This window comes from Ralstonia edaphi, from assembly GCF_958350185.1.
Classification (GTDB): Bacteria; Pseudomonadota; Gammaproteobacteria; order Burkholderiales; family Burkholderiaceae; genus Ralstonia; species Ralstonia edaphi.
In genome coordinates this window covers 132,719-154,588 of sequence record NZ_CATWHI010000007.1, presented here as the reverse complement: position 1 = coordinate 154,588, position 21,870 = coordinate 132,719, and the positions used below count along the sequence as shown (strand labels likewise).

The 21,870-nt window shown below is 63.8% G+C and carries 27 protein-coding genes; 17 read left to right on the top strand and 10 right to left on the bottom strand.

Annotated elements, in window-relative coordinates; all coding sequences use genetic code 11:
- Positions 1 to 207 precede the first annotated feature (207 nt).
- The 4 genes from R2669_RS22040 to R2669_RS22025 all read left to right on the top strand — a co-directional run bounded on the left by R2669_RS22040 (position 208) and on the right by R2669_RS22025 (position 1,995).
- The gene (locus R2669_RS22040) at positions 208 to 417 is read left to right on the top strand and encodes a YgaP-like transmembrane domain (protein ID WP_316902038.1); all 210 of its coding nucleotides are present in this window, start codon (positions 208 to 210) and stop codon (positions 415 to 417) included.
- Position 418: 1 nt separating this feature from the next.
- Complete coding sequence (locus R2669_RS22035; RefSeq protein WP_316902036.1) at positions 419 to 976, top strand: RNA polymerase sigma factor; 558 nt, start codon at positions 419 to 421, stop codon at positions 974 to 976.
- A 19-nt stretch (positions 977 to 995) separates the two neighbouring features.
- A complete protein-coding gene (locus tag R2669_RS22030) occupies positions 996 to 1,328 on the top strand; it encodes a carboxymuconolactone decarboxylase family protein (RefSeq protein ID WP_316891710.1) in 333 nt (110 codons plus the stop codon).
- An 82-nt stretch (positions 1,329 to 1,410) separates the two neighbouring features.
- On the top strand, positions 1,411 to 1,995 hold the full coding sequence (locus tag R2669_RS22025; protein WP_316902034.1) for a DUF305 domain-containing protein: 585 nt from the start codon (positions 1,411 to 1,413) through the stop codon (positions 1,993 to 1,995).
- Between the two features lie 143 nt (positions 1,996 to 2,138).
- On the opposite strand, the gene R2669_RS22020 is transcribed toward R2669_RS22025, so the two are convergent.
- Positions 2,139 to 2,849: a PASTA domain-containing protein gene (locus R2669_RS22020; protein WP_316902033.1), complete on the bottom strand. Its 711-nt coding sequence runs from the start codon at positions 2,847 to 2,849 to the stop codon at positions 2,139 to 2,141.
- Between the two features lie 469 nt (positions 2,850 to 3,318).
- Complete coding sequence (locus R2669_RS22015) at positions 3,319 to 3,795, bottom strand: MarR family winged helix-turn-helix transcriptional regulator (RefSeq protein WP_316891706.1); 477 nt, start codon at positions 3,793 to 3,795, stop codon at positions 3,319 to 3,321.
- Between the two features lie 63 nt (positions 3,796 to 3,858).
- Between R2669_RS22015 and R2669_RS22010 the strand changes: the two genes are divergently transcribed.
- Positions 3,859 to 4,152, top strand: a complete 294-nt coding sequence (locus R2669_RS22010) for a DUF1330 domain-containing protein (RefSeq protein WP_316902032.1) — start codon at positions 3,859 to 3,861, stop codon at positions 4,150 to 4,152.
- Positions 4,153 to 4,375: 223 nt separating this feature from the next.
- Here the strand turns inward: R2669_RS22010 and R2669_RS22005 are convergent, their stop codons facing one another.
- The 4 genes from R2669_RS22005 to R2669_RS21990 all read right to left on the bottom strand — a co-directional run bounded on the left by R2669_RS22005 (position 4,376) and on the right by R2669_RS21990 (position 6,794).
- Complete coding sequence (locus R2669_RS22005) at positions 4,376 to 5,395, bottom strand: alpha/beta hydrolase (protein WP_316902031.1); 1,020 nt, start codon at positions 5,393 to 5,395, stop codon at positions 4,376 to 4,378.
- A gap of 51 nt (positions 5,396 to 5,446) precedes the next feature.
- A complete protein-coding gene (locus tag R2669_RS22000; protein WP_147215554.1) occupies positions 5,447 to 5,872 on the bottom strand; it encodes an organic hydroperoxide resistance protein in 426 nt (141 codons plus the stop codon).
- Between the two features lie 142 nt (positions 5,873 to 6,014).
- The gene (locus R2669_RS21995; RefSeq protein WP_316891701.1) at positions 6,015 to 6,476 is read right to left on the bottom strand and encodes a MarR family winged helix-turn-helix transcriptional regulator; all 462 of its coding nucleotides are present in this window, start codon (positions 6,474 to 6,476) and stop codon (positions 6,015 to 6,017) included.
- 81 nt (positions 6,477 to 6,557) lie between these two features.
- Entirely contained in the window at positions 6,558 to 6,794 is a 237-nt protein-coding gene (locus R2669_RS21990) for a hypothetical protein (protein ID WP_316877075.1), read from the bottom strand.
- Positions 6,795 to 6,919: 125 nt separating this feature from the next.
- On the opposite strand from R2669_RS21990, the gene R2669_RS21985 reads away from it, so the two are divergent.
- The 4 genes from R2669_RS21985 to R2669_RS21970 all read left to right on the top strand — a co-directional run bounded on the left by R2669_RS21985 (position 6,920) and on the right by R2669_RS21970 (position 10,583).
- On the top strand, positions 6,920 to 7,246 hold the full coding sequence (locus R2669_RS21985; RefSeq protein WP_316891699.1) for an EthD family reductase: 327 nt from the start codon (positions 6,920 to 6,922) through the stop codon (positions 7,244 to 7,246).
- A 314-nt stretch (positions 7,247 to 7,560) separates the two neighbouring features.
- Positions 7,561 to 8,070 carry a signal peptidase II gene (gene lspA / locus R2669_RS21980; protein WP_316891698.1) on the top strand — a complete coding sequence of 170 codons (510 nt, stop codon included), beginning with the start codon at positions 7,561 to 7,563 and terminating at the stop codon, positions 8,068 to 8,070.
- A gap of 159 nt (positions 8,071 to 8,229) precedes the next feature.
- Complete coding sequence (locus R2669_RS21975) at positions 8,230 to 9,048, top strand: OBAP family protein (RefSeq protein WP_316902030.1); 819 nt, start codon at positions 8,230 to 8,232, stop codon at positions 9,046 to 9,048.
- A 164-nt stretch (positions 9,049 to 9,212) separates the two neighbouring features.
- The gene (locus tag R2669_RS21970; protein WP_147215540.1) at positions 9,213 to 10,583 is read left to right on the top strand and encodes an APC family permease; all 1,371 of its coding nucleotides are present in this window, start codon (positions 9,213 to 9,215) and stop codon (positions 10,581 to 10,583) included.
- 93 nt (positions 10,584 to 10,676) lie between these two features.
- Here the strand turns inward: R2669_RS21970 and R2669_RS21965 are convergent, their stop codons facing one another.
- Positions 10,677 to 11,426, bottom strand: coding sequence for an SDR family oxidoreductase (locus R2669_RS21965; protein WP_316902029.1), 750 nt, complete (start codon positions 11,424 to 11,426; stop codon positions 10,677 to 10,679).
- A 189-nt stretch (positions 11,427 to 11,615) separates the two neighbouring features.
- Between R2669_RS21965 and R2669_RS21960 the strand changes: the two genes are divergently transcribed.
- A complete protein-coding gene (locus R2669_RS21960; RefSeq protein WP_147215538.1) occupies positions 11,616 to 12,533 on the top strand; it encodes a LysR family transcriptional regulator in 918 nt (305 codons plus the stop codon).
- A gap of 357 nt (positions 12,534 to 12,890) precedes the next feature.
- Here R2669_RS21960 and R2669_RS21955 read toward each other — a convergent pair whose 3' ends face one another.
- Positions 12,891 to 14,258 carry a GGDEF domain-containing protein gene (locus R2669_RS21955; protein WP_147215536.1) on the bottom strand — a complete coding sequence of 456 codons (1,368 nt, stop codon included), beginning with the start codon at positions 14,256 to 14,258 and terminating at the stop codon, positions 12,891 to 12,893.
- A 241-nt stretch (positions 14,259 to 14,499) separates the two neighbouring features.
- Between R2669_RS21955 and R2669_RS21950 the strand changes: the two genes are divergently transcribed.
- Positions 14,500 to 15,099 carry an undecaprenyl-diphosphatase gene (locus tag R2669_RS21950; protein WP_316891692.1) on the top strand — a complete coding sequence of 200 codons (600 nt, stop codon included), beginning with the start codon at positions 14,500 to 14,502 and terminating at the stop codon, positions 15,097 to 15,099.
- A 7-nt stretch (positions 15,100 to 15,106) separates the two neighbouring features.
- Here R2669_RS21950 and R2669_RS21945 read toward each other — a convergent pair whose 3' ends face one another.
- Positions 15,107 to 16,573: an MFS transporter gene (locus tag R2669_RS21945; RefSeq protein WP_316902028.1), complete on the bottom strand. Its 1,467-nt coding sequence runs from the start codon at positions 16,571 to 16,573 to the stop codon at positions 15,107 to 15,109.
- 103 nt (positions 16,574 to 16,676) lie between these two features.
- On the opposite strand from R2669_RS21945, the gene R2669_RS21940 reads away from it, so the two are divergent.
- The 4 genes from R2669_RS21940 to R2669_RS21925 all read left to right on the top strand — a co-directional run bounded on the left by R2669_RS21940 (position 16,677) and on the right by R2669_RS21925 (position 19,772).
- On the top strand, positions 16,677 to 17,285 hold the full coding sequence (locus R2669_RS21940) for a TetR/AcrR family transcriptional regulator (RefSeq protein WP_316902027.1): 609 nt from the start codon (positions 16,677 to 16,679) through the stop codon (positions 17,283 to 17,285).
- A 155-nt stretch (positions 17,286 to 17,440) separates the two neighbouring features.
- Complete coding sequence (locus R2669_RS21935; RefSeq protein WP_316902026.1) at positions 17,441 to 18,022, top strand: hypothetical protein; 582 nt, start codon at positions 17,441 to 17,443, stop codon at positions 18,020 to 18,022.
- The gene (locus R2669_RS21930) at positions 18,019 to 18,966 is read left to right on the top strand and encodes a S1C family serine protease (RefSeq protein WP_430708835.1); all 948 of its coding nucleotides are present in this window, start codon (positions 18,019 to 18,021) and stop codon (positions 18,964 to 18,966) included. The genes R2669_RS21935 and R2669_RS21930 overlap by 4 nt, the downstream gene beginning before the upstream one ends.
- A gap of 107 nt (positions 18,967 to 19,073) precedes the next feature.
- Positions 19,074 to 19,772, top strand: a complete 699-nt coding sequence (locus R2669_RS21925) for a response regulator (protein ID WP_147218970.1) — start codon at positions 19,074 to 19,076, stop codon at positions 19,770 to 19,772.
- An 81-nt stretch (positions 19,773 to 19,853) separates the two neighbouring features.
- On the opposite strand, the gene R2669_RS21920 is transcribed toward R2669_RS21925, so the two are convergent.
- A complete protein-coding gene (locus R2669_RS21920) occupies positions 19,854 to 20,342 on the bottom strand; it encodes a MarR family winged helix-turn-helix transcriptional regulator (protein WP_147218967.1) in 489 nt (162 codons plus the stop codon).
- Between the two features lie 281 nt (positions 20,343 to 20,623).
- Here R2669_RS21920 and R2669_RS21915 point away from each other — a divergent pair, with 281 nt between their 5' ends.
- Complete coding sequence (locus R2669_RS21915; RefSeq protein ID WP_316902025.1) at positions 20,624 to 21,412, top strand: SDR family NAD(P)-dependent oxidoreductase; 789 nt, start codon at positions 20,624 to 20,626, stop codon at positions 21,410 to 21,412.
- Between the two features lie 197 nt (positions 21,413 to 21,609).
- Complete coding sequence (locus tag R2669_RS21910) at positions 21,610 to 21,837, top strand: hypothetical protein (RefSeq protein ID WP_316902024.1); 228 nt, start codon at positions 21,610 to 21,612, stop codon at positions 21,835 to 21,837.
- The last annotated feature ends 33 nt before the right edge of the window (positions 21,838 to 21,870 follow it).

Genomic DNA, 21,870 nt, shown 5'->3' with positions numbered 1-21,870 from the left:
TAGTGGCTTTGTGCGACGTATCCCCTCACGGCGCACGCGGCCGCTGAGAGTCCGGCCACGCGCGATCACCGTCAGAGGCGATGGCGAGCGGTGCGCAGGGGCGGTCCATGGTGCGCCAGTCCCGAAACACCTAGAAAAAAAAGAATCCTTTTGCACTGGCTGTGCCTCTATGAAGCCGTCACCAGCACAACAGAAGGATGCGTCCCTATGTTCTATCTCAAGCGAAATCTGCCCACCCCCCAGCGATTGATTCGCGCTTTCCTTGGGCTCTGCGCAGCCGTTGCTACAGCAACGTGGGCGACGACACCGTGGGGCATGATTGCCGGCTACGCGGCCGCAGCAATTCTTGCGGGCACAGCAGTTGTCGGCTTTTGTCCGGCCTGTGCGCTTGTTGGAAGAACGCCAATAAAGAACTGAAATGATCCGTCCGTCTGATGCGCTTATTGAGGCGGCTTGCGCTGGCAACGAGGCTGCAATCTCTCAACTGTTGACGGTTTGCCAGCCGGATCTAAAGCGGTTTGCGCGACGAACGTGCACCAATAGCGAGGACGCTGAAGACGCCGTGCAGATCGCCTTATGGCGGGTGTCTCGAAAAATTGGCGCGCTACGTACGGCGGCGGCATTTGCGAGCTGGCTATTCCGTATCGTCGAAAGGGAATGCTACCGATTCTTTACCAGGGGAAAAGGGTCCATTCCCTTGTGCGAGGCCGATTTGGATGCTGTTCAGGCACCGACGATCCCAAGAGATCTGCGAACGGATCTCACCAACGCAATCCAGACGCTTCCAAAGAACTATCGCGAGGTTCTCATCTTGCGGGATGTCGATGGACTGACGGCACCGGAAGTGGCGGCCGAGCTAGGCGTGACCGTTGAAGCCGTCAAGAGCCGACTGCATCGTGCCCGATCCATGGTGCGCGAGAAACTTGTCGCAAGCGGATACTGGAATTCGGCAATGGATTCGGAAAATGATCGGTAATCCAAAACAGCAGGCATGAATGATGAGTGAATACCAGTCGCCCAAAGACTTCCAGAACATTCCAAAGCTTCTTGCCCTTGCGAAGGAAGAAGGCAACGCTTTTATGGCCTTCGATCATGCCGCGAAGCGCGCTGATGGTCTCATTCCGCCCAAGGTCAGGGAGTTCATCTCGCTCGCCGTTGCGCTGACGACGCAGTGTTCGTACTGCCTTGATGTCCATACGAAGGCAGCAAAAAAGGCCGGCGTTACTGCTGAAGAACTTGCGGAATTGATTTCAATTGCAGCAGCGGTTCGAGCGGGCGCAACAATGGGACACGGCCTGATGGCGCTCCGCCTGTTTGAAGAGGCATAAGAGGCGTTCGCCCGCATGACGGCGGCGGGCTATCCGATAGCTCCGTGCGCTGCCCAACACATGCTCCCGACAGGCATACCGCATGCTGCGCCTGCATGGTCCGGGGCCAATGACCGCGCCCCGCCAACTCGTTCAACGCGCGGGGGAACAGATGAGCTACGCCCGTTTCGGAGCAATGATCGTGGTGTCCACGGTCGTCATGTTCGGTCTGATGTACTTGAACACCTACGAGATCGAGCACGTTCTATTCAGTCAGACACGCATGTGGATGGCGCTGATCATGGGCGCGGCAATGAGCGCCATCATGCTCGTGTTCATGTGGGGCATGTACGCCAAGGCCACCGCGAACGTCGCGATCCTGCTTGTGAGTGCGGTCGTGTTCTGCAGCGCGCTGTGGCTGGTTCGGAGCCAGCAGACGGTTGGGGATGTGTCGTACATGCAGGCGATGATTCCTCACCACTCCATCGCCATCATGACCAGTGAGCGCGCGCACATTAAAGACCCGCGCGTACGCAAGCTGGCGGACGGAATCATTCGGGCGCAGGTGAAGGAGATTGGCGAAATGAACGCGCTCATCGCCGATCTGAAGCAGAACCCGCCGCCCGCCGGTTCGCCGGATATCCTGAGTTACCGCAAGCTCGGAGAGCCGCCGCCCAAGCCGGAATGATTGGCGGCCAAGGCATCGGAGGGATTTTTCTTCGATGGCGATTCGATTCCAACAAAAAGCCCGCGAGCCGAGAGGCAACGCGGGCTTTTTTCACATCCCTTTCAGTACGTTCTGCTCCAGACAAGGGTTGCCGTGATCCACAGTCAGCGGCACCTGACGTCGTACCCCGCCACGTGCGGGAGATCGTCCTCGCCGACGGTGGTCAAGGTGAGCTTGCCTGCGGGGCCAGCGTAGTTGAAATCGCAATAGGCCAAGCCCGTGCCGGCGCAGGAGTTGGCCTCGCCGATGCCGCGCTTGACCAGCGCAGCCTGGCGAGGCTCCGGGCTGGCGCCACCCTTCACAGGCTTCCAGCCCTTGTCGGCGAGCGCCTTGCGTGCTTTGTCGATCGGCATGTTGTAGACATTCGGCACGTGGGCGCGACCCTGGCAGACGGCATCGTCGTCGGCCACCTTGCTCAGGCGCAGCGTGCCATCGCTGTCCACGCGCAGGTCGCCGACGGGCAGGGGAGAAATGTCGCCATCCCACACGCGCACGGCGCCGCCTTCCAGCGGGGTCAGTGCGCCAATCGCGGTGTCTTCGGCTGATTTGCCGTAGGCCAGCGCGACGAGCTTGTCGTTCTGAAACACCGCTACGTTGCCTTGCGTGACGTTGCACGTGCCGCTGGTCGCGGCCTGCATCTGGCCGGCAAAGCTGACAGCGCGATAGGCGCCAAGCGGTACATCGGCCATCACCGCCCAGCCTTGCGCGGCCACCTGTTTCGCGGCTGGCGACTTTGGCTTGATGACAAGTTGCGGGCAACTGTCGCGGTCACTGGCGTCGCCGCCGGCCTTGGGCAGGTTGGCAACTGCCTTCATGCGAATGTCTTTCAACTCAGACACGACCCGAAGCGCTGGCACGCCCGTTTGCGCGGCAGCCTGCAATGTGAGCGCGAGACCGAACGTCAGCGCCGTGCCATGCAGGACGTTTGAGGCGATGGTGCTTGTGAAGGCGGAGAAGGAATGGCGAGGCTGCATACGAGGGAATGACGAGCGGCAGTTGAAGAGGCCTTCCAGGCGCGACGTGTCACGGCGGTGGCCTGTGTTGCGGGAACGGAGTCGCTGCGTCGAGCGACTGCGGCGGCGAATATTAAGAAGCAGAAACACATCGGCGTTGCTTCTACACCAGCATGGCGCGAATTCTGCGCTCCGGATTCTAGTCAAGATAGATCGACTGGTACATCGCCTGCAGCCTGCGTTTAATCGCTCGCGAGCGCATCTTCATCGTGCTTGCCGATGGACAAAGGCATCGGAGGCTCCAAGCTCCGGCAAGCCTTCGCAATGTCCTCTATGCGCTGCACACGCCGATAGGGCAGCTGTTTTCTGCAGCATTGGCCAGTTTCGCCATTGCGTGCCTTGCTGAACGAAGCGCTTTATCGCCCATCTGAGCGGCAAGTTCTGCTTTGGCCGCACTCCACACCGGGAGCGCATCCGCGACAAGCCGACGCCCAGATGCCGTGAGCGCCAACTGCTTTCCAGCCCGGCCGCGTCCGCCGGTGGCCTGGAGCAAATCCCGGCTTTCCAGATTCTGGACAGATCGGCTGAGGGTCGTGGGGTCGACCCCGGCCTTATCCGCCAGCTCGACCAGCGTCGTGCCCTCGGCTTCACCGATTCCAACCAAGAGGCTGAACTGCTCCGCCGTGAGCCCGAGCGGCTTGAAACAGGCGTTGTAGTAACGCGTGAGCGCGCGCGCCGTTGCGCGTGCCTGGAAGCCCGGACACTCCGCTGCCACGTTCTTCAAAGCTTCTGGATCAAAACCCTTCATGTCTACTCCGTTTGACAATCGCACCTGGCATCAATACTGTATATGCATTATTTTGGAGCCACAATGCCAGCATACGTACACGTCAATCTACGCATCATCGACGCGGCCAAGCAGGCGGCGCTTGCTCCGCGCTTTCAGGCTGCGCTGCAAGACGCGGGTGGGCGAATCCTGCATTTCGGCCCTGTCGCGCGGGTTCTGGAGGGGGATGAAGATCCGTTGCCGATGGCTGGTGTGTTCGAGTTTCCGACGCTGGCGCAAGCGCTGGCTTTCTACAATTCCGAGACCTATGCGCCGATCAAGGCCGAGCGGCAGGAAGCCCAGCAAGCGCGGATGTTCATCGTCGAGACGCCGTCGTGATCGACCGCTTCCGGTCAGGAGCGCACGTTATCGGTACGCTCGAAACATGCAAGCCATTGCAGAGGACGCCCAAGCTGGGCCTCGTCGGTCGGCAACGGAACAAGGGGACACGGAAACACAACGCAATACGCCCACCACGTGCACAAGGCACGGGCGGGCGCATCGCTGGGTGACCAGTGAACCGTGAAGGCGGCGAAGGCGGTGAACCAACCCGCCCACCCGATTACTTCAACCGCGCCTTCAGCTCTTCGCTGGCTTGATGCAGCGCTGCACGGGTTGCGGGCACGCCGGCCAGCGCATTGAGCAAGCCGAAGTCGTGAATCATGCCGTTGTAGCGCGTGGCGGTCACATCCACACCCGCCGCGTCGAGCTTGCGTGCATACGCTTCGCCTTCATCGCGCAAGACATCCTTCTCGGCGGTAATCACCAGCGCAGGCGGCAGCCCCTTCAGCTGAGCGGGCGTGGCCAGCAGCGGCGATGCGTAGATCTCCTGACGCTGCGCCGGGTCGGTCGTGTAGGCGTTCCAGAACCACTGCATCATCGGCTTGGTCAGGAAGTGCCCCTGCGCAAACTCGTCGTACGAAGCGTTCTCGAAGCTGGCATTCGTGACCGGCCAGAACAGGACTTGCGTGCGCAGTCCGGGCGTCCCGTGCGCCTTGGCCATCAGGGCCACCACGGCCGCCATGTTGCCGCCCACGCTGTTGCCGGCAATCGCCAGCCGCTTGCCGTCTACGCCGATCTGCGCACCGTTTTCTGCCACCCACTTTGTGGCGGCGTAGATCTGGTTGATTGCCACCGGATACCGCGCTTCGGGCGAGGGCGTGTAGTTGACGAAGACGGCGACGGCGCCGGAGTCGGCCACCAGGTCGCGCACAAAGCGCTCGTGCGTGGGGAAGTCGCCCAGCACCCAGCCCCCGCCGTGAACGAAGATGAAGCCGGGCAACGTGCCCTTGGCGCCGGCCGGGCGCACGATCGTCAGGCTGATCGGCTTGCCGTCCACGGTGATGGTTTTCTGGCTGACGTCAGCGGGCGGCAGCGGCACCTTTGCGGCGGCCTGCGCGCCCACCAGCACGGCGCGGGCATCGGCGGGTGACAGGGTTTCCAGCGGCTGTCCACCGCCGGCGGCCAGGGCGTCGAGGAATGCCTGGGTGGTGCGCTCCACGCCTGGGCTGCCCGCAGCAAGGGCAACGCTTGCTGCCACAGAGAGCAGGGTGCCGGCGGCAAATTTGGTCATGCGGTTCATGGCTGGGCCTCTAATGGGTTGTCGTGGGAATGTTGGGGAAGGGCGTACGGCTTAGATCAGGCTCAGGCGTACGTCGATGTTTCCGCGCGTCGCGTTCGAATAGGGGCAGACGATGTGGGCACGGTCGATGAGCGTTTGCGCTTCAGCCGGGTCCATGCCGGGCAGGCTGATCTTCAGGTCGACTTCAATGCCAAAGCCGTTCGGAATGACGCCGATGCCGACGCTGCCCTGCACGGACACATCTGCCGGCACGCGGATCTTGTCGCGCGCACCCACGAACTTGATCGCGCCGAGGAAACACGCGCTGTAGCCAGCGGCAAACAGCTGCTCGGGGTTGGTGCCTTCGCCGCCGGCACCGCCCAGTTCGGTGGGCGTGGTCAGGCGGACGTCGAGCCGGCCATCGTCAGTGGTGGCGCGGCCATCGCGGCCGCCGGTGGCACGAGCATTGGCACGGTAGAGGATGTTTTCGATCGACATGGTGGTTCTCCTATGAGAGGGGTGGTGGTGCAGGCATCGGCTGTCGAGGCTGATGCCGAGTTGCTTACGATTAAATAGCGCGCTACTTAATCAGTTTAAAAAAACGAGCGCGATCAGGCGCCCGTCGGCGATACGTGTGTGCTCAGGCGGCGTTCTTGAAGAGCCGTCCTCGCAATGCATTCAACTGTGTGCGCAGTTCTTCCAGCTCGCCGGGCGCACACTCCATGGCCGTAGCCATGCATGTCGGCACTTTCTCGGCCCGCTTCTCCAGCGCCTTGCCGGCCGCCGTGAGCGAGATGATCACCCGTCGTTCGTCCTCGGCCGAGCGCTGCCGCTCGATCAGCCCCGATGCCTCCAGCCGCTTCAGCAGCGGAGTGAGCGTGGCGGAGTCGAGGAACAGCCGCTCGCCGATCTGCGACACCGTCTGGCTGTCTTGCTCCCACAACACCAGCATGACGAGGTACTGCGAGTACGTCAGGTCCAGCGCCTTGAGCAGCGGCCGGTACGCCTTGTTGATCCCGATCATGGTCGAGTACAGCGCAAAGCAGAGCTGCTCGTCCAGGGCGAGGTCGCGGCGTGCGGGGGAAGGCTTGCGTGTGTTCATGGAGGAGAATATATATAGCGCGCTATTGAATTGCAAGCTAATTTTTTAGATGGATTGTTCAGCGGCGGCGGGAGCCAAACCTTACTTGCCGCCGCGCGCTATCCGCTCGTACTGCAGACGATCAATTTCGTCCCCGTACCGCAGCGCATCGTTAAAGAGGCGGTTGTCATGCGGCACGGGTTCTGAGGATTCGCGCTCCCCATAGAAGCAAACGTAGATCTTCCTTGCCTGATGCTCCCATCGGAACATCACCTCCTCAAAGGGATAGTCGATATAGACATCTCGACCGTCGAACGTAGGGCCTTTGTGAACTGGCATGCGGACTCCTTTTGCGAACGGGATGCTCGTAGGCGATGGCGGCCATTGCCGGTCGACCGCCCGTGATCAGGCGCAGACCGTATCACGCTATCCTTCCAGCCTCTGATGACGACAAGGAGGACCACATGATCAAAGTGACCGTGATGTACCCCTACACCGAAGGCGCGCGCTTCGACCACGACTACTACCGCGACCGGCACATGCCGATGGTGAAGGCGAAGCTGGGCAATGCCTGCGCGTACTACACCGTCGAAAAAGGTCTGGCTGGCGGCGCGCCAGGTACGCCGCCCGCCTTCGTTGCGATGTGCGCCCTGATCTGCGAGTCGGCCGAGGGCTTCCAGGCCGCCATGAAAGAACACGGCGCCGAGATCCTGGGCGACATCGCCAACTACACCGACATCGCACCGGTGCTTCAGTTGAGCGAGGTCGTGGTTGAGCGGTCGGATCGTTGAGCGCTTTGACGGCGCTGCAACCAATCACAATGGACTGACGCGTTCCCGGGAAGGGGCCCATCCCCGCTGAGAATTGTTGAGTTGCCTCGGCAAGACCCCTTCCATAGACTCCGCCCCTGGCAACTTAAGGGGAGGCTCCTCCCTCTCCCTAGTCGTCCATGCAGTCCTAGCTAGCCCCGGCCACCCGTCCCGGCCGGGGCTCTTTTTTTGTCAGACGGCATGCCGATGCTGCATCGGCGTCAGCTCGCGTTTGCCTTCCAGCGTGCGCTCTGCGGCCTAGAATGGGGGCCCGCCCACAGATGACGACCTCTCGCATGACGACGAAACAACGCGTTGCCACTGTGCTGCTTTGCGCGCTCGCCTGGATCGTCATTGATCAGGCGACGAAGGCTCTGTTCAAGCAAATACTGACGCCCGGCGAGGTCGTGTCATTCTTCTCAGGAAGCCTTCTGGTTCTACCTACCTATAACCACGGTGCGTTCCTCAGCCTCGGCGCAGGAATGTCGGACGCGACGCGCAACGTCGTCTTCATCTATGGCGTTCTGGCAATTCTGGTCGGCCTGTTCGTGTGGGTGCTGCGTACGCCCAGGCTCGGCCGCACGGACGTCATTGCGGCAGCCTGCATTCTGGGCGGAGGGCTCAGCAACCTGTTCGATCGTTGTGTCTACGACGGCCGGGTTTTTGATTTTCTGAACATCGGCATCGGGCAGTTGCGAACCGGTGTATTCAACGTCGCAGACGTCGGAATCATGCTCGGCGTGGCGCTCCTTCTGTTCCGTGGCGCAAAGCGCGGCCCCACGTTGCCTGGGGCTTCGACGGCTTGAGGAATGCAGGCCGCAGCGGGCTGGCGCCTGCCTTGGATGCCGTTTTAGTCGCCAATGTGAGCAGACGCACGTGCAGCATGCGGGGGCGGGTACACCCACCGTGCCCGTGGGCGCAAGTCTTGCGATGCGGGGGCATCCAACATGCTCCCGGGGCAAGCCATGCGATACGTCCTCCTTGTCTGTGCCGTTGCCGCGCTCGGTGTCAGCGGTTGTCATCGTGAGAGCGATACCCAATCGAATGTCCGCGCGCCGGGGCAAGCCGAGTCTTCAAAGACGAAAGTTCTGGAAGCAGGCGCCGCTGCGCTGCAGGACAGGCCACCCGTCGAGGCCATCAACGCTTACTTGGACGGCTTCCATTTCTATAACGGCCGGCCGAACGTGCAGATGGAGGCGCATCACTACTGCGCGATCGTCAACGAGGATGTCACCCAATGCACCATCTACGACGGCAACGTCAAGAATGCGAAGTTGATGGGCGTGGAATACATCATCAGCGCAAAGCTGTTCGCCACGCTGCCTCCCGCAGAGAAAGCCTTGTGGCACAGCCACGTCTGGGAGGTGAAATCCGGGCAGCTCGTCGCGCCTGGGATTCCCGAGCCGGCAGAAAAAGAACTGATGAAGAAACTGGTCGGCACATATGGCAAGACATGGCACACGTGGCATACCGATCTCGACAAACAACTGCCGCTCGGCGTCCCTCAATTGATGATGGGTTTCACGGGGGAGGGCCAGGCGAATGCAGCGATGGTTGCCGAGCGAGACAAGCGCATTGGCATCGACAGTGCCGAGCGGAAGAAGGACCGTGCGGATATTCCCGCGCCGCCGGTCAATCCTGCAGCCAATGGTTGGCAGCGGGGCAACGCGTTTCAAATTGCTGATCCCACGGGAAGCCAGCACGCTCACGAGTCCGCCACCGCGGGCGCCGGGGCCAAGGCGCCGGATGTGAACGCCCGGGCAAACCAGAAGCGGACTCCATAGGCACCGCGCCGCCTGCGGCGCGGGGAGATCGGCTACGTAGGCCGCCCAATCCTGCGCCGCCCCAGGCCCTGACTCGCCCCAGAGACGCCCCTATTGCCTGCACATCCGGCGCAGGGTAAAAATCGCGCTATCGTCGCCCAATCCCAACCGGGAGTCGCGCACCCATGGACCAACCAGCCAAGCTCAATGCCGATTCCCTGGGCATCGTCGAATCGGTGATCATGGGCATCGCCGGCACTGCCCCGGCGTACAGCATCGAAATCACGACATCCACCATCATCGGCACGGCTGGCACGCAGTCGCCGGCGAGCATCCTGGTGTGCGGGCTGATCATGTTTGGCATCGCGTACGCGTTCATCAACATGAACCGCGCCATGGCGAGTGCCGGCACGTCGTATTCGTGGGTGAGCATGGTATTCGGGCGGGCGCTGGGCTTCCTGGCCGGCTGGGCACTGCTGGTGCTGTGCTGCGTGTTCATGGTGTCGGCCATGATTCCGGCGGCAAATGCCACGCTGCTGATCTTTAACCGGCCCATGATGAACAACGTGCACTACGTGACGCTCATTGCGGCGGCATGGCTCACGTTTGTCAGCGTGGTGGTCGTCAAGGGCATCAAACTGACCAGCTACGTGCAGGTGCTGATGACGATTGTCGAGGGCGTCATCCTGCTCGCGGTCATCGTCGCGAGTTTCATCGTGTTTCCGCGTGCGCCCGCGCATCCGTTCTCGTGGGTCTGGTTCTGGCCGTTCGCCTTCACGCCCAAGATGTTCGCCAACGGCGCGCTGGTGGCGATCTTCTTCTTTTACGGCTGGGACGTGACGATGAACCTCAGCGAAGAGACGCGCGACGCCAACCGCACGCCAGGCCGTGCCGCGTTCTGGTCGATGGTGTTCCTGATGGCGTTCTTCCTCGTCTTCATCGTCATCACGCAGCTTGGCCTGTCCGATGCCGAGATCCAGCACTACAACACGAACATCATCTTCGCCATTGCCGAGAAGCTGTTTGGACCGACGTGGGGCTACGTCGCGATCGTCGCGGTGTTGCTCAGCACGGTGGGCACGGTCGAAACGCAGATGCTGCAGTTCACGCGCACGCTGTTTGCCAAGAGCCGCGACGGCGCACTCCACGCGCGCTATGCACGTCTGCATCCGGTCTGGCGTACGCCCCACATCGCCATCTTCTTCATCTGGCTGACGGGGCTTGTGCTGCTGTTCGTGTCGTCTTACCTGCCGACAATCAACGTCATCCTGCAGGATTCAATTACCGCCATCGGTTTCCAGATCTGCTTCTACCTAGGGCTCACCGGGTTGGCCTGCGGCTGGTACTACCGGAAGGTGCTCACGCAGGGGCCGTGGGTGGCCATCACGCATGTCATCTGGCCGGTGGCAAGCGGGCTCTTCCTTTTCTTCATCGCGCTCTACAGCATCCCGACCTTCGATTGGGTCACCAACGTCGTGGGCATGGGCGGCATCGCCATCGGTGTCATTCCGCTGCTGCTGAACCGCAAGAAGATCTGGCTGGCGCGTTCGGCGTGAGCCGGCGCGACAACACCCGCTCGCCAAGCACCCGACGCCAAACTGGCGCGTCGGATGCTGTCAGGTCGCGCCGGCGCTTCCGGCTACCGCTTCTCAAACCTGCGCCATCCCCCCATCCACGAACAACTCGATGCCGTTGATAAAGCTGGCGGCGTCCGACGCAAGAAACGCGACGGCCTTGCCGACTTCGGACGGCTCGCCCAGGCGGCCCAGCGGCACCTGCGCGGCGAGGAAGTCGAACAGGCCCTGGCGCGTTTCATCCGAGGCCAGGCCGCCCAGGCCGGGCGTGCGAATCGGGCCCGGGCTCACCACGTTCACGCGGATACCGCGATCCTTCAGATCCATCACCCACGAGCGGGCGAAGTTGCGCACCGCCGCCTTGCTGGCGCTGTAGACGCTGAAGTTGGCCGTGCCTTGAACGGACACCGTGGACGACGTCAGGATGATCGACGCGCCGTCGGTCAGCAGCGGCAGCGCCTTCTGCACCGTGAACAGCACGCCGCGCACGTTGGTGCCGAAAATCCGGTCGAAGTGCTCTTCGGTGATGGCGCCCAGCGGCATCATGTCGCCGCCGCCGGCATTGGCGAACAGGATGTCCAGCTTGCCGGCCACCTTGGCGATCTGGGCATAGACGGCGTCGAGGTCGGACAACACCGATGCATCGGCGCGCAGTGCGGTGGCGCCCGCGCCGATCTCTGCGACGGCGGCATCCAGTTCCGCTTGGCGGCGCCCGGTGATGAATACCCGCGCGCCTTGGGCAGCGAGTTCCTTGGCGGCGCCAAGGCCGATGCCGCTGCTGCCGCCGGTGACGAGTGCGATCTTGCCTTCCAGTTGCTTGCTCATGATGTGCTCCATGTCGTGATTTCAGGTTGGGATGAATGACCTTGCGGCGGGTTCTTTCATGCCTTGCTTCGCTTTACGTGGCGCCGTCGCGTTGGGCATGGAGGCACTTTAGGGCCAGCAAACTTTTCGAAAAAGCGCTGCAAATAGAATTACTATCCACACTTGTGGATAATTTGTGCGGACATTCGAATGGATCAACTCCTGGCAATGCGCTCTTTTGCGCGGGTGGTGGAAGCGGGCAGCTTTACGCGGGCAGCCGATTCGCTCGACATGCCCATCGCCACCGTCAGCAAGCAGGTGCAGGAGCTGGAGGCTCACTTGGGCGTGCGCCTGCTGCAGCGGACGACGCGGCGCGTGACGGTCACGCCCGAAGGCGAGGACTACTACGCCAAGAGCACGCGAATCCTGCGCGACCTGGAAGACATCGATGCGTCGTTCAGCGTCGCCCGCGGGCGGCCGCGCGGGTCGTTGCGCATCGATGTCGGCGGGTCGACTGCGTGCGACGTGCTGATCCCTCTGTTGCCCGAGTTTGCTGCGCGCTATCCCGAGATCAGGATCGACCTGGGCGTATCAGACCGCTCGGTGGATCTGATCGCGGACAACGTCGACTGCGTGATTCGGGGCGGCCCGCTGGACAGCGCGTCCCTGGTCGCACGCCACCTCGGCGATGCGCCCCTGATCACGTGCGCCACGCCCGGATACCTCAAGCAATACGGCACGCCGGCCTACCCCGATGAACTGAAGAACGGCCACCGGCTGGTGAGCTACGTCTTCAGCCAGACGGGGCGGGCGGTTCCGTTTCGCTTCGAGCGCGATGGCGAAAAGACCGAAATCAAGGTCGAGCACCGCATCGGCGTGAACGAAAGCAATGCGCATCTGGCCGCATGTCTCGCGGGTCTGGGCATCGTGCAGACCTTTGGTTATGCGGCGCAAGCGCCAATCAACGACGGCACGCTGGTGGAGATCCTCAAGCCGTGGCGCCCGGCGCCCTATCCGTTTCACGTCGTCTATCCGCAGACGCGCCATGTCACGCATCGGCTGCGAGTCTTCATTGACTGGCTGGTGGAGGCGTTCCCGGCGCGGCTTGCGTGGGCGCCGAAGCGGTAATCGCGCGCATGGTCCCGATTACCACTGTGGACATGTGGATATGTGGATAAGCACGTGAAGAACTTCAGGGACAACTGTGTTGGCTGTCCGGGGTCAGGTTGTCCACAGCACGGGAATAACTTGGGTGGTTGCCGAGAGGGTGGAGCGCGCTCTGCACGAGTCATCCACGCATCGGCACACGCTGTCCGATGGGTTGTGCAGTTCGCAAACCGTTGACGCGAAAGTGTTTTCCGCAGCTGTCCACAGAAACGATCCACCGTTATCTACTACTACTATTTTTATATACAGAAGAAATAGAGAAGACAGTCAAGACGGGCAGGGCAAACGCTCCGGAGTGCCCTGTTCGTTTGAGGTGCGTTACGTGAGCGCGGCCGGCAGAGGGTGTGCGCTTATCACCAGATTGCGTCCGCCCGCCTTGGCGCGATACAACGCGGCGTCGGCCGTCTCGACCAGCGTGTCGATGGAGAAGGCGCCGTTGCCCGGCACGGACGTGGCGCAGCCCGCGCTGACGGTCACGTAGCGCGACGGTGCGGTGGCTTCGATGCGCAGGCGCAGCACGGCGTCACGCGCGCGCTCGGCAAGGGCCTGCGCTTCGCTTGCATCGGTGTCGGGCAGGACGACGATGAATTCCTCGCCGCCGTAGCGCGCAATGAAATCGGCTGGACGGTGCACCACGCCGGCCAGCGCGTGCGCCACGGCTGCCAGGCAGGCATCGCCCTTGAGGTGGCCGAAGGCGTCGTTGTAGCGCTTGAAGTGGTCGACATCGACCATCACCAGCGAAAGCGGCTGGCCGCTGCGTTGGGCGGCGCTGATGTGGCTGTCGATCTGCTCGTTGAAGTAGGTGCGGTTGTACAGGCCGGTCAGCGCATCCCGCATGGACGCCTGCCGCAGCGAGACATGCGCCTCGAACAGCCGCCGGTACAGCGCGGTCACTTCCCATACCAGCACGCAGACCAGTACGCCGGGCGCGAACATGCTGAACAGGCGCGCGACGTACCAGCCCACCGTAAAGCGGTCGGTGCTCAGCAGGTTGAGGGTGGTGTCGGTCAGGCAGGCCAGCGCGGCAATGGCCAGCCACACGTCGAGCACCCCGCGCAGGCGGCCGCTGGCCACCACGGTGAGCACGGCAATGGCGTTGACGGCCCACAGGACGACCGCGACGGGGTTGTCGCCATTGCTGGCGTGCAGTGGCGGCGGCAGGGTGGTCAACACGACAAAGCTACCCAGCAGCGCTCCCACCGCTACCGGCCCGCCGATCAGCAGCCAGGCCCACAGGCGCACGCGCCCCGCAGCAACGGCATCGCGCGAGAGCCGATCGCGCAGGAGCACCGCCAGGATCACGAACAGCGGAAAGCCGCCGTGCCAGAACACCCACATCCATGCCGCACTGGTGGGGCGGGCGCCAAACAGCCCCGTGGGCGAGAACACGCCCGGGAACGTCAGCAACTGCAGCGCGACGGCCAACGCGGTAAAGGCATAGGCACCGCCGAGTGCGCCCAACATCGGCTGCCGCGTGACAGTGAACTGCGCGCCCAGCAGAAACGCCGCGATGCCGGCTGTGGTGAACACCGTCAAGGCGCACATCGGCATGAACGGGTTGATCGCCGGCCATTGCAGGCCTGCGCGTGGGGCGGCCACGGCCAGCGTCAACAGGATCAGCAGCGCAATTGCGCCGGCAAACATGGCTTGCCGGCGTGTGGCCCGCTGAATCAGAAAACTTTCCATCCACCCCCCGGGGTTTGAGATTGCGACCATCCGACCTGCTCGTGTGTCGGTGTGCCTACATCATAGGCAGCGTCAGTCGGCGGGAAAAGCCTAGGCAGTGATTGGGAATATCGTTACGACGGGCCTGAGGCGGATGGCCCCAGCTTATCGACAGGCGCTCCAAGGCAATTGAAGGGAATCTTCCGTAGTGTGGGCCGGGCATCGCTGCAATTGAATCAACCGGGCCCTGGGCCAACGCTGTATGGAATCACTCAATCACACGCTGTTTCTCTGGATCAACGCGCCGGCCGACGCTTCGACCACCACCGTCTGGCTGGCGATGGCCTTTGCCGAATACGCGATCTGGCTGGTGCCACTGACGCTCGTGGCCGGCTGGCTATGGGGCGAGCCGGCCACGCGGCGCCAGGCCTTGCAGACCGGCGTGGCTGCTGCACTGGCGCTGTCGATCAACGTGGGCTTCGGCCAGGCGTGGTATCACCCGAGGCCGTTTGCGATTGCGCTGGGCACCAATCTGCTGCCGCACGCGCCGGATTCGTCGTTCCCCAGTGACCACCTGACCGCGTTGTGGACGGTGGCATTCAGCCTGATGTGGAACGCACGCCTGCGGCGCGGGGGCGTGTTGCTGGCGCTGCTGGGTTTGCCGATGGCCTGGGCGCGCATCTACCTGGGCGTGCACTATCCGTTCGACATGCTGGGCGCGGCGGCCGTGTCGGCTTTCTGCGCCTGGCTGTGCAGCGGGCGCGTCGCGCATACGCTGTCGGAGCCGCTGCACCGCCTGGGGCTGGCGTTGCATGGCGTGCTGCTGGCGCCCTGCGTGCGGCGCGGCTGGGTGCGCAAGTAAGCAAGGCTCAGGCGCGCCGGCGCCACGCGCGCCAGAACAGCACGAACGACAGCACCGTCGCCCCCACGTTGTAAAGCGTGGCCAGCGCGAACGCGTGGCCGTAGTGCGCGGCGTGGGCGGCCGCGTCCGCCGCTACGGCACCATCCGCCCCATCCACCTGACCAAGCAGCGAGAACAGCAGCACGCCCACCACCGTCACGCCCACCGCGTTGCCGACGGCCTGCATGGTCGTGACCGTACCGGCGCCCATGCCGGCCTGGGCGGTTTCCACGCCGCTCAGGATGGTGTTGAGCGACAGCGGAATCACCATGCCCTGCCCAAAGCCGTTGAGCATCAGCGGCAGGATCAGCCAGGCGGTGTCCGCGCCGACCTGCGCCATGGTGGCCAGCACGACCATGCCCACAGCGAAGATCGCCACGCCGAGCAGCAGCGCGCGCTGCCCGATGCGTTCAGCCAGGCGGGGCGCCGTCAGTGAGCCGGTAAAGAACGCCATGGCGGCCGGCGTGAACACCAGCCCCGCGGCCAACGCCGACAGGCCGCGCCCGAACTGCAGCAGGATCGTCAGTGCAAGGAAGTACGAGCTGATGGCCGTGTAGAACAGGAAGATCGCCAGCACGCCCAGCACGAAGCTGCGGTTGCGGAACAGCGCCATTTCGATGATCGGGACGCGGCCCGCCGCCGAGAGCGCCTGCTCCACCCGCACAAAGTGGCGGAACACCAGCAACGAGGCGAGCGGCAACACCCACGACCACCACGGCCAGCCGGACTCACGCCCCTGCATGATCGGCACCAGCAGCATCGCCAGCGCCACCGCGCCGGCCACGGCGCCATGCACGTCCAGCCGCGCGGCCACCGGCGCACGCGATTCGGCCACGAAGGCGCGGGCCGCCAGCAGCGCCGCAATGCCGATCGGCACGTTCACCAGGAACACCGCGCGCCAGCCCGACACGCCGGCCGCCAGCGGATGCGCAATCAGCCAGCCGCCGATGATCTGCGAGACCGACGCCGCCACGCCCTGCACAGCGCCCATGGTGCCGAACGCGCGGCGCCGCGCATCGCCGTCAAACAGCACGCGCAGCGAAGCCATCACCTGCGGCATCAGGATGGCCGCGCCCAGGCCCTGGCCGACGCGCATGGCAATCAGCATCCAGGGCGTGGTTGCCAGCCCGCACAGCGCAGAGGCGAGCGTGAACAGCGCCATGCCCGCCAGAAACATGCGCTTGCGCCCGAACAGGTCGCCCAGGCGGGCGCCGTTGAGCAGGAACACCGCATACGCCGCGCTGTAGCCGACCATCACCAGCTGGATTTCCGCGAAACTCGCGTGCAGGCCGGCGCGGATGTCCGGGATTGCCACATTGACGATGAACAGGTCGAGAATGGTGACGAAGTTGCCGGTCAGCAGCGCCGCCAGCGCGGGCCAGTGCCGTTTGGCGGGCGCGGCAACGCCGCCGGCAGAAAGGGATTCCGTTGACATGGGGGATCTCGGTTATTAATATACGGTCGTACGTATACTAGAGAGCGATTGGCCCACGTCAAGGGCCGATTGTGTTGACCCCACTCACCGATAGGGCATTGCCATGAACGAAACCGACGGCCGACGCCAGCGTGGCGAACGTGCGCGCGCCCAGGTGCTCGAGCACGCCACCGCCATCGCTTCCACCGACGGGCTGGAGGGCCTCACCATCGGCCGCGTGGCCACCGACGCCGGCGTGGGCAAGGGCAATATCCAGGTGCTCTTCGGCGACAAGGAAACGCTGCAGCTCGCCACACTCGACGCGGGCGTGGTGCATTACCGCGCGAAGGTGGTGGAGCCCGCGCTGGCGCTGGAAAGCCCGCTTGCCCGCCTGCGTGCGCTGACCGATGGCTGGTTCGACTACGTGGCCAGCGGTGCATCGCCAGGCGGCTGCTTTGTCTGCGCGGCCAGCTACGAATACCGCGCCCGGCCGGGCCCGATTCAGGACCGCGTGCGCGGGCATCGCGAGTCGGTGCGCGCCCGGTTTCGCGAGACGATCACCGCGGCAAAGGCGGCCGGTGAATTGCGCGCCGATGTCGATGTCGATCAGCTCGTCTTCGAGATCGAATCGTTTCGCTCCAATGCCAACGTGGCGTTTCTGATGGGCGACATGGCGGTGTTCGAGCGCGCGCGCCGCAGCACGCAGGCGCGTATCGACGCTGCGCTGGCCTGAGCGGAGTCGTCGGCGCGACGCGCGCAAGCAACGCCCCTGCGGCGCTTCAACGTTCCCCCGGCGCCACCTTTGGTTACACTTGTGCGCAGCATGGCGCACGGAGCGGCGCCAGCGAATCACACTGAACGATCAAATCAAAAAACGCTGGGGGACGCATGACGATCCGAATGATCGCTGCGGTAGTAGGGGGTGCACTCGGGCTGGCCGGCTGTGGCACAACATATATCGAACCGCCGGCTGGGGCCAGCACAGCCACGGTGGACTTTGTCCGGCCCTCCGGCAGCACCAACCCGACCATCCTCGTCTTCGACGATGCCAAGTCTTGCAGTGGCGCGCATACCGCGCTCAAGGCTGCAGACCCGGTACGGCAGATCCGCGTGCTGGCCGGTGTGCCAACCGCGCTCGCAGCCAGATTTACCCGGGCTTCCGCCACGCTGGTCTATAGCTGCGGGGTTTCGGTCACCTTTGTGCCGCAGCGAGGCAAGCAATACAAGATGACGGCCAGCTATCCGACCAACGCACACGTCTGCCGTGCCGGCGTGGTCGAGTCTGACGACGGCAAATCGTGGCATCCCCTTAACGTGCGCTATCGCGTCTATCGCACCAACGTGTCGCTGGGCACCGGGACGTGCCCCGACCTGACCGACGCAGACGTGGCCTTCATGCGTGACAAGACGCGTTCCGAAGACGGCTCCACCACGCTCAGCGACCTTTCCGATTTGCTGACGCCGCAATGACGCACCGCACTGCCTTCATGATCCGCGCGCTGCTGGCTGCCACATCGGCATTGGCCGCGTTGCCGGCGGCCGCGTTGGAGCCGGCCGAAGTGTTCGCCAAGGTCGCGCCCAGCATCTGGGAAGTGCGCGTGTCCAACGCCGAGGGCCAGCCGCTGGCCCTCGGAAGCGCCGTGGTGATCGGCGACGGGCTGGCCGTGACCAACTGCCACGTGCTGCGCGGCGGCAAGCAGGTCACGCTCAAGCGCGGCAACGCCAGCTTTGGCGCGCGCCTGCTGTATCCCGACGTGCAGCGCGACCTGTGCCAGCTGCGCATTGCCGATTTCCACTACCCCGCTGTCAGCATCGTCCCAAGCAGCATGCTGGTGACGGGGCAAAAGGTCTACGCGATCGGCAATCCGCTCGGGTTTGACCTGACGATCAGCGAGGGGCTGATCTCGTCGCTGCGGCATGACGACAACGGTGCGCTGACCGCGATCCAGACGTCGGCGGCGATCTCGCATGGCTCCAGCGGCGGCGGCCTGTTCGACAGCAATGCGCGGCTGGTCGGCATCACGTCGCGCATGGTGTCTGCCGTCTACGGGCAGAACCTGAACTTTGCCGCGCCCGCCGAGTGGATCAACGATGTGCCTGCCCGTGCGCAGAAGGCGCTGGCCGAGCGCGCTGCGGCGGCATCGGCGGTGTCGGTGAACACGCCTTCCGCCACGGCGGCGGCTGCCGCCACGCCGCAGCCCCGCAAGCGCGGCGAGCTGGGCCCGAAATCTCAAGCCGGTTTTGCAGAGTATTTGCAGAAGCCCTGGCCGAAGGTATTCGTTGCGGCTGACGGCGACGTGTTCCGCTACGCGTGGGGGCAGAACGCCGAGTTCCGCGCGATGTCGTGGTGCCAGGAGCAGTATCGGAACTGTTCCGTCTACGCCCGAGACGACACCATCGTCGAGGCGAAGTAACCGCCGTCGCTGCGCGGGAATGCTATTAAGATGTCGGCCGGCCGCTGCAGCACCTTGATGGCGCTTTTGTGCTGCGAGTAAAACCCGTCGAAGAGGAACCTGCCAACATGAACTGGACCGCGACCCGACCGATCCGCGTGGTCGTGCTCGATGACCATGCGGTCGTCCGCCATGGTTTGGCTGCGCGCCTGAAGCAGGAGGCCGACATCGAGGTCTGCGGCCTGTTCGCCTCGGGCCGCGAAATCGTGCAGGCGCTCAAGGACAACAACCTTGTGGTGGATGTCCTGCTGATGGATTACTCGCTGGGCCCCACCGAGATCGACGGGCTGAACCTGATCCGCCTGATCCGTGTGCGGTATCCGGAATTGAAAATCCTCGTGGCGTCGGCGCATCACAACAAGGCGACGGTCGGCATGGTCATGCACGCCGGTGCTCGCGGGTTTGTCGGCAAGGAAGAGGAGTTGACGGAACTGGTGCGCGCCATCCGCACCGTGGCCACGGGCGGCAAGCGCCTGAATGCCGCGCTGGCGGCCGAGATGGAGCGCGATGCCCTGACTGCCGATGCGCCCGCGCCCACCGACAGCGGCACCCATCTCTCTGCGCTGATCGACCGCTCAGAACTCAGCCCGCGCGAGCGCGAAGTGCTGCGCTGCTGCCTCGAGGGCATGTCGGTCACGGACATCGCCGAGAAGTTCGCGCGCAGCATCAAGACGATCAGCTCGCAAAAGCAATCGGCCTATCGCAAGCTCGGTATCCGCACCGATACCGAGCTGTTCAAGATCAAGCACGAGCTTGAAGGGCAGTGAGCGCGGAGCCGCACCGCGCGATGCCGTAGGCGCGGCTCACAACGTCGACTGTTGCTGCTGAAGCGCCAACGCCTGATCCGCTCAGGCGTTATGCAGCACGCGCAGCAGCAGGTTCTCCAACTGCTTGACCTCGGTCTGTGAGAACCCACGCAGCAGGTGGTTCAGCACATCGATGATCAGCGGCCGGATTTCCGGATACAGCGCACGACCCTGCTCGGTCAGCGAGACCACCACCGAGCGGCGATCCGCATCGCTGGGCGCGCGCTTGACGATGTTCTTCTTCTCCAGCCGATCGATCAGCCGCGTCATCGCGCCCGGATCGTAATGCAGCAGGCGTGAAAGTTCGGCCGGCGTGGTGGCCAGGTCTTCCGCCAGGTAGATGACGACCGTCCACTGCGCGGCAGTCAGGTCCAGCGAAGCCAGGGCACTGTCGATGTGCGTCACCAACGCATGTCGGACCCGGTGCACGAGCCGACCGATGTTGGTATCGCGGTCCATGGTGTCAAGCTGGTAGGCGCCTTCCGTGGTGCTGGTGTCGGCGGCCTCAGGTGTCTGTACGTCGATGCTCATGGTGGTGCTCCCCGTTCTGCCGGTGATCCGGCTTGTAAGGCGCGCCGCGTTCCCGTAACGGTGGCGTGCTTCATTGCACACTAATCGTCGCTTGCCCAGGCCGTCAAGCCGGGATCGATACCGACGCCGATCGTCAAATCTCGTTGGATACCGCTGCAAAACGATTGCGGCTGCCAAGGGGCGGGGTGCTTCGTATCATGGCTGAAACGTCGACGCCGTAACCTACGCGCACCATGTGGCGCGGCGTGCTCGTCCTCCTCCATATTCCTTTTTTGAACGCCATGGACCTCCACCTTCAGAACAAGCTTGCTCTCGTGACCGGCTCGACCAAGGGCATCGGTCATGCCATTGCTGTAGCACTGGCCGCAGAAGGCGCCCGCGTGATCGTCAACGGCCGCACCGAAGCGTCTGTTGACGATGCGATTGCGCGCCTGCGCACCGAAGTCCCCGACGCCCAGGTCGAGGGCTTTGCCGGTGACCTGTCCAATCCCGTGCAGGCCGACGCGCTGCTTTCCCGCTTCCCCAAGGTCGACATCCTCATCAACAACCTAGGCATCTTCGAGCCCAAGCCGTTTGAGGAAATCGACGACGCCGCATGGCAGCATTTCTTCAACGTCAACGTACTCAGCGGGGCGCGTCTGTCCCGCGCGTATCTGCCGGGCATGCGTGCGCAGAACTGGGGCCGCATCGTGTTCATCAGCAGCGAGAGCGGCGTGCAGATTCCTGTTGAGATGATTCACTACGGCGTGACGAAGACCGCGCTGCTGGGCCTTTCGCGCGGGTTGGCCGAGCTGACTGCAGGTACGGCCATCACGGTGAATGCCGTGCTGCCGGGACCGACGCGTTCCGAGGGCGTGGATGAGTTTGTCGAAAAGCTCTCGGGCGGCCAGAGCTTCGACGCGTTCGAGAAGACCTTCTTCGAGACGGCCCGCCCAACCTCGCTCATCAAGCGTTTTGCCAGCACGCAGGAGGTGGCCAGCCTGGTTGCCTATGTCGCGAGCCCGCTGTCTTCGGCCACCACGGGCGCCGCGCTGCGCGTGGACGGCGGCGTGGTGAAGTCGGCGTTCTAGAACGCCAGCCCTGACGAACGCACCATTCCGGCGCACGGCCCCGGCTTTTACGCTGGCCGTGCCGCTGGTGCATGCCGGCGGGACCAGCCGGCAGCGTGTCTGTTCGCCCGTATCGTCAAGAACACAGACCAGCCAGACCGAGCGTGTCCTCGCCCGTGCGTTGGCGGCATTCCTTCCACATCTTCGGAGTGATTGCCATGTCCAACTGCAAAGTCTACGGAACCAAACCGGATAACGGCCCCGGTCTGCTCGCCGCGCAAGCCGCGCGCGATCGCGTCAACACGGCGCATGCCGCCTGGGCCGTCACGCTGGCCTACGACAGCGGCACGACAACTGCTGTCTACACCTCCGCAGTCGCCACGGCCGACAACCTGGAGAAGGCGTTCGAAGCGGAATTCCCGCAGTACACGGTGGTCGGCTACTGAGCCGCGTACCGCCCGCCATGCGCCCCGAGGTGC

What these genes read in the sequence shown, in the direction of transcription:
- R2669_RS22040 (WP_316902038.1), top strand. Translation starts at nt 208, where the DNA reads ATGTTCTATCTCAAGCGAAATCTGCCCACCCCCCAGCGATTGATTCGC.
- R2669_RS22035 (WP_316902036.1), top strand. Translation starts at nt 419, where the DNA reads ATGATCCGTCCGTCTGATGCGCTTATTGAGGCGGCTTGCGCTGGCAAC.
- R2669_RS22030 (WP_316891710.1), top strand. Translation starts at nt 996, where the DNA reads ATGATGAGTGAATACCAGTCGCCCAAAGACTTCCAGAACATTCCAAAG.
- R2669_RS22025 (WP_316902034.1), top strand. Translation starts at nt 1,411, where the DNA reads ATGCTGCGCCTGCATGGTCCGGGGCCAATGACCGCGCCCCGCCAACTC.
- R2669_RS22020 (WP_316902033.1), bottom strand. Translation starts at nt 2,849, where the DNA reads ATGAAGGCAGTTGCCAACCTGCCCAAGGCCGGCGGCGACGCCAGTGAC.
- R2669_RS22015 (WP_316891706.1), bottom strand. Translation starts at nt 3,795, where the DNA reads ATGAAGGGTTTTGATCCAGAAGCTTTGAAGAACGTGGCAGCGGAGTGT.
- R2669_RS22010 (WP_316902032.1), top strand. Translation starts at nt 3,859, where the DNA reads ATGCCAGCATACGTACACGTCAATCTACGCATCATCGACGCGGCCAAG.
- R2669_RS22005 (WP_316902031.1), bottom strand. Translation starts at nt 5,395, where the DNA reads ATGAACCGCATGACCAAATTTGCCGCCGGCACCCTGCTCTCTGTGGCA.
- R2669_RS22000 (WP_147215554.1), bottom strand. Translation starts at nt 5,872, where the DNA reads ATGTCGATCGAAAACATCCTCTACCGTGCCAATGCTCGTGCCACCGGC.
- R2669_RS21995 (WP_316891701.1), bottom strand. Translation starts at nt 6,476, where the DNA reads ATGAACACACGCAAGCCTTCCCCCGCACGCCGCGACCTCGCCCTGGAC.
- R2669_RS21990 (WP_316877075.1), bottom strand. Translation starts at nt 6,794, where the DNA reads ATGCCAGTTCACAAAGGCCCTACGTTCGACGGTCGAGATGTCTATATC.
- R2669_RS21985 (WP_316891699.1), top strand. Translation starts at nt 6,920, where the DNA reads ATGATCAAAGTGACCGTGATGTACCCCTACACCGAAGGCGCGCGCTTC.
- lspA (WP_316891698.1), top strand. Translation starts at nt 7,561, where the DNA reads ATGACGACGAAACAACGCGTTGCCACTGTGCTGCTTTGCGCGCTCGCC.
- R2669_RS21975 (WP_316902030.1), top strand. Translation starts at nt 8,230, where the DNA reads ATGCGATACGTCCTCCTTGTCTGTGCCGTTGCCGCGCTCGGTGTCAGC.
- R2669_RS21970 (WP_147215540.1), top strand. Translation starts at nt 9,213, where the DNA reads ATGGACCAACCAGCCAAGCTCAATGCCGATTCCCTGGGCATCGTCGAA.
- R2669_RS21965 (WP_316902029.1), bottom strand. Translation starts at nt 11,426, where the DNA reads ATGAGCAAGCAACTGGAAGGCAAGATCGCACTCGTCACCGGCGGCAGC.
- R2669_RS21960 (WP_147215538.1), top strand. Translation starts at nt 11,616, where the DNA reads ATGGATCAACTCCTGGCAATGCGCTCTTTTGCGCGGGTGGTGGAAGCG.
- R2669_RS21955 (WP_147215536.1), bottom strand. Translation starts at nt 14,258, where the DNA reads ATGGAAAGTTTTCTGATTCAGCGGGCCACACGCCGGCAAGCCATGTTT.
- R2669_RS21950 (WP_316891692.1), top strand. Translation starts at nt 14,500, where the DNA reads ATGGAATCACTCAATCACACGCTGTTTCTCTGGATCAACGCGCCGGCC.
- R2669_RS21945 (WP_316902028.1), bottom strand. Translation starts at nt 16,573, where the DNA reads ATGTCAACGGAATCCCTTTCTGCCGGCGGCGTTGCCGCGCCCGCCAAA.
- R2669_RS21940 (WP_316902027.1), top strand. Translation starts at nt 16,677, where the DNA reads ATGAACGAAACCGACGGCCGACGCCAGCGTGGCGAACGTGCGCGCGCC.
- R2669_RS21935 (WP_316902026.1), top strand. Translation starts at nt 17,441, where the DNA reads ATGACGATCCGAATGATCGCTGCGGTAGTAGGGGGTGCACTCGGGCTG.
- R2669_RS21930 (WP_430708835.1), top strand. Translation starts at nt 18,019, where the DNA reads ATGACGCACCGCACTGCCTTCATGATCCGCGCGCTGCTGGCTGCCACA.
- R2669_RS21925 (WP_147218970.1), top strand. Translation starts at nt 19,074, where the DNA reads ATGAACTGGACCGCGACCCGACCGATCCGCGTGGTCGTGCTCGATGAC.
- R2669_RS21920 (WP_147218967.1), bottom strand. Translation starts at nt 20,342, where the DNA reads ATGAGCATCGACGTACAGACACCTGAGGCCGCCGACACCAGCACCACG.
- R2669_RS21915 (WP_316902025.1), top strand. Translation starts at nt 20,624, where the DNA reads ATGGACCTCCACCTTCAGAACAAGCTTGCTCTCGTGACCGGCTCGACC.
- R2669_RS21910 (WP_316902024.1), top strand. Translation starts at nt 21,610, where the DNA reads ATGTCCAACTGCAAAGTCTACGGAACCAAACCGGATAACGGCCCCGGT.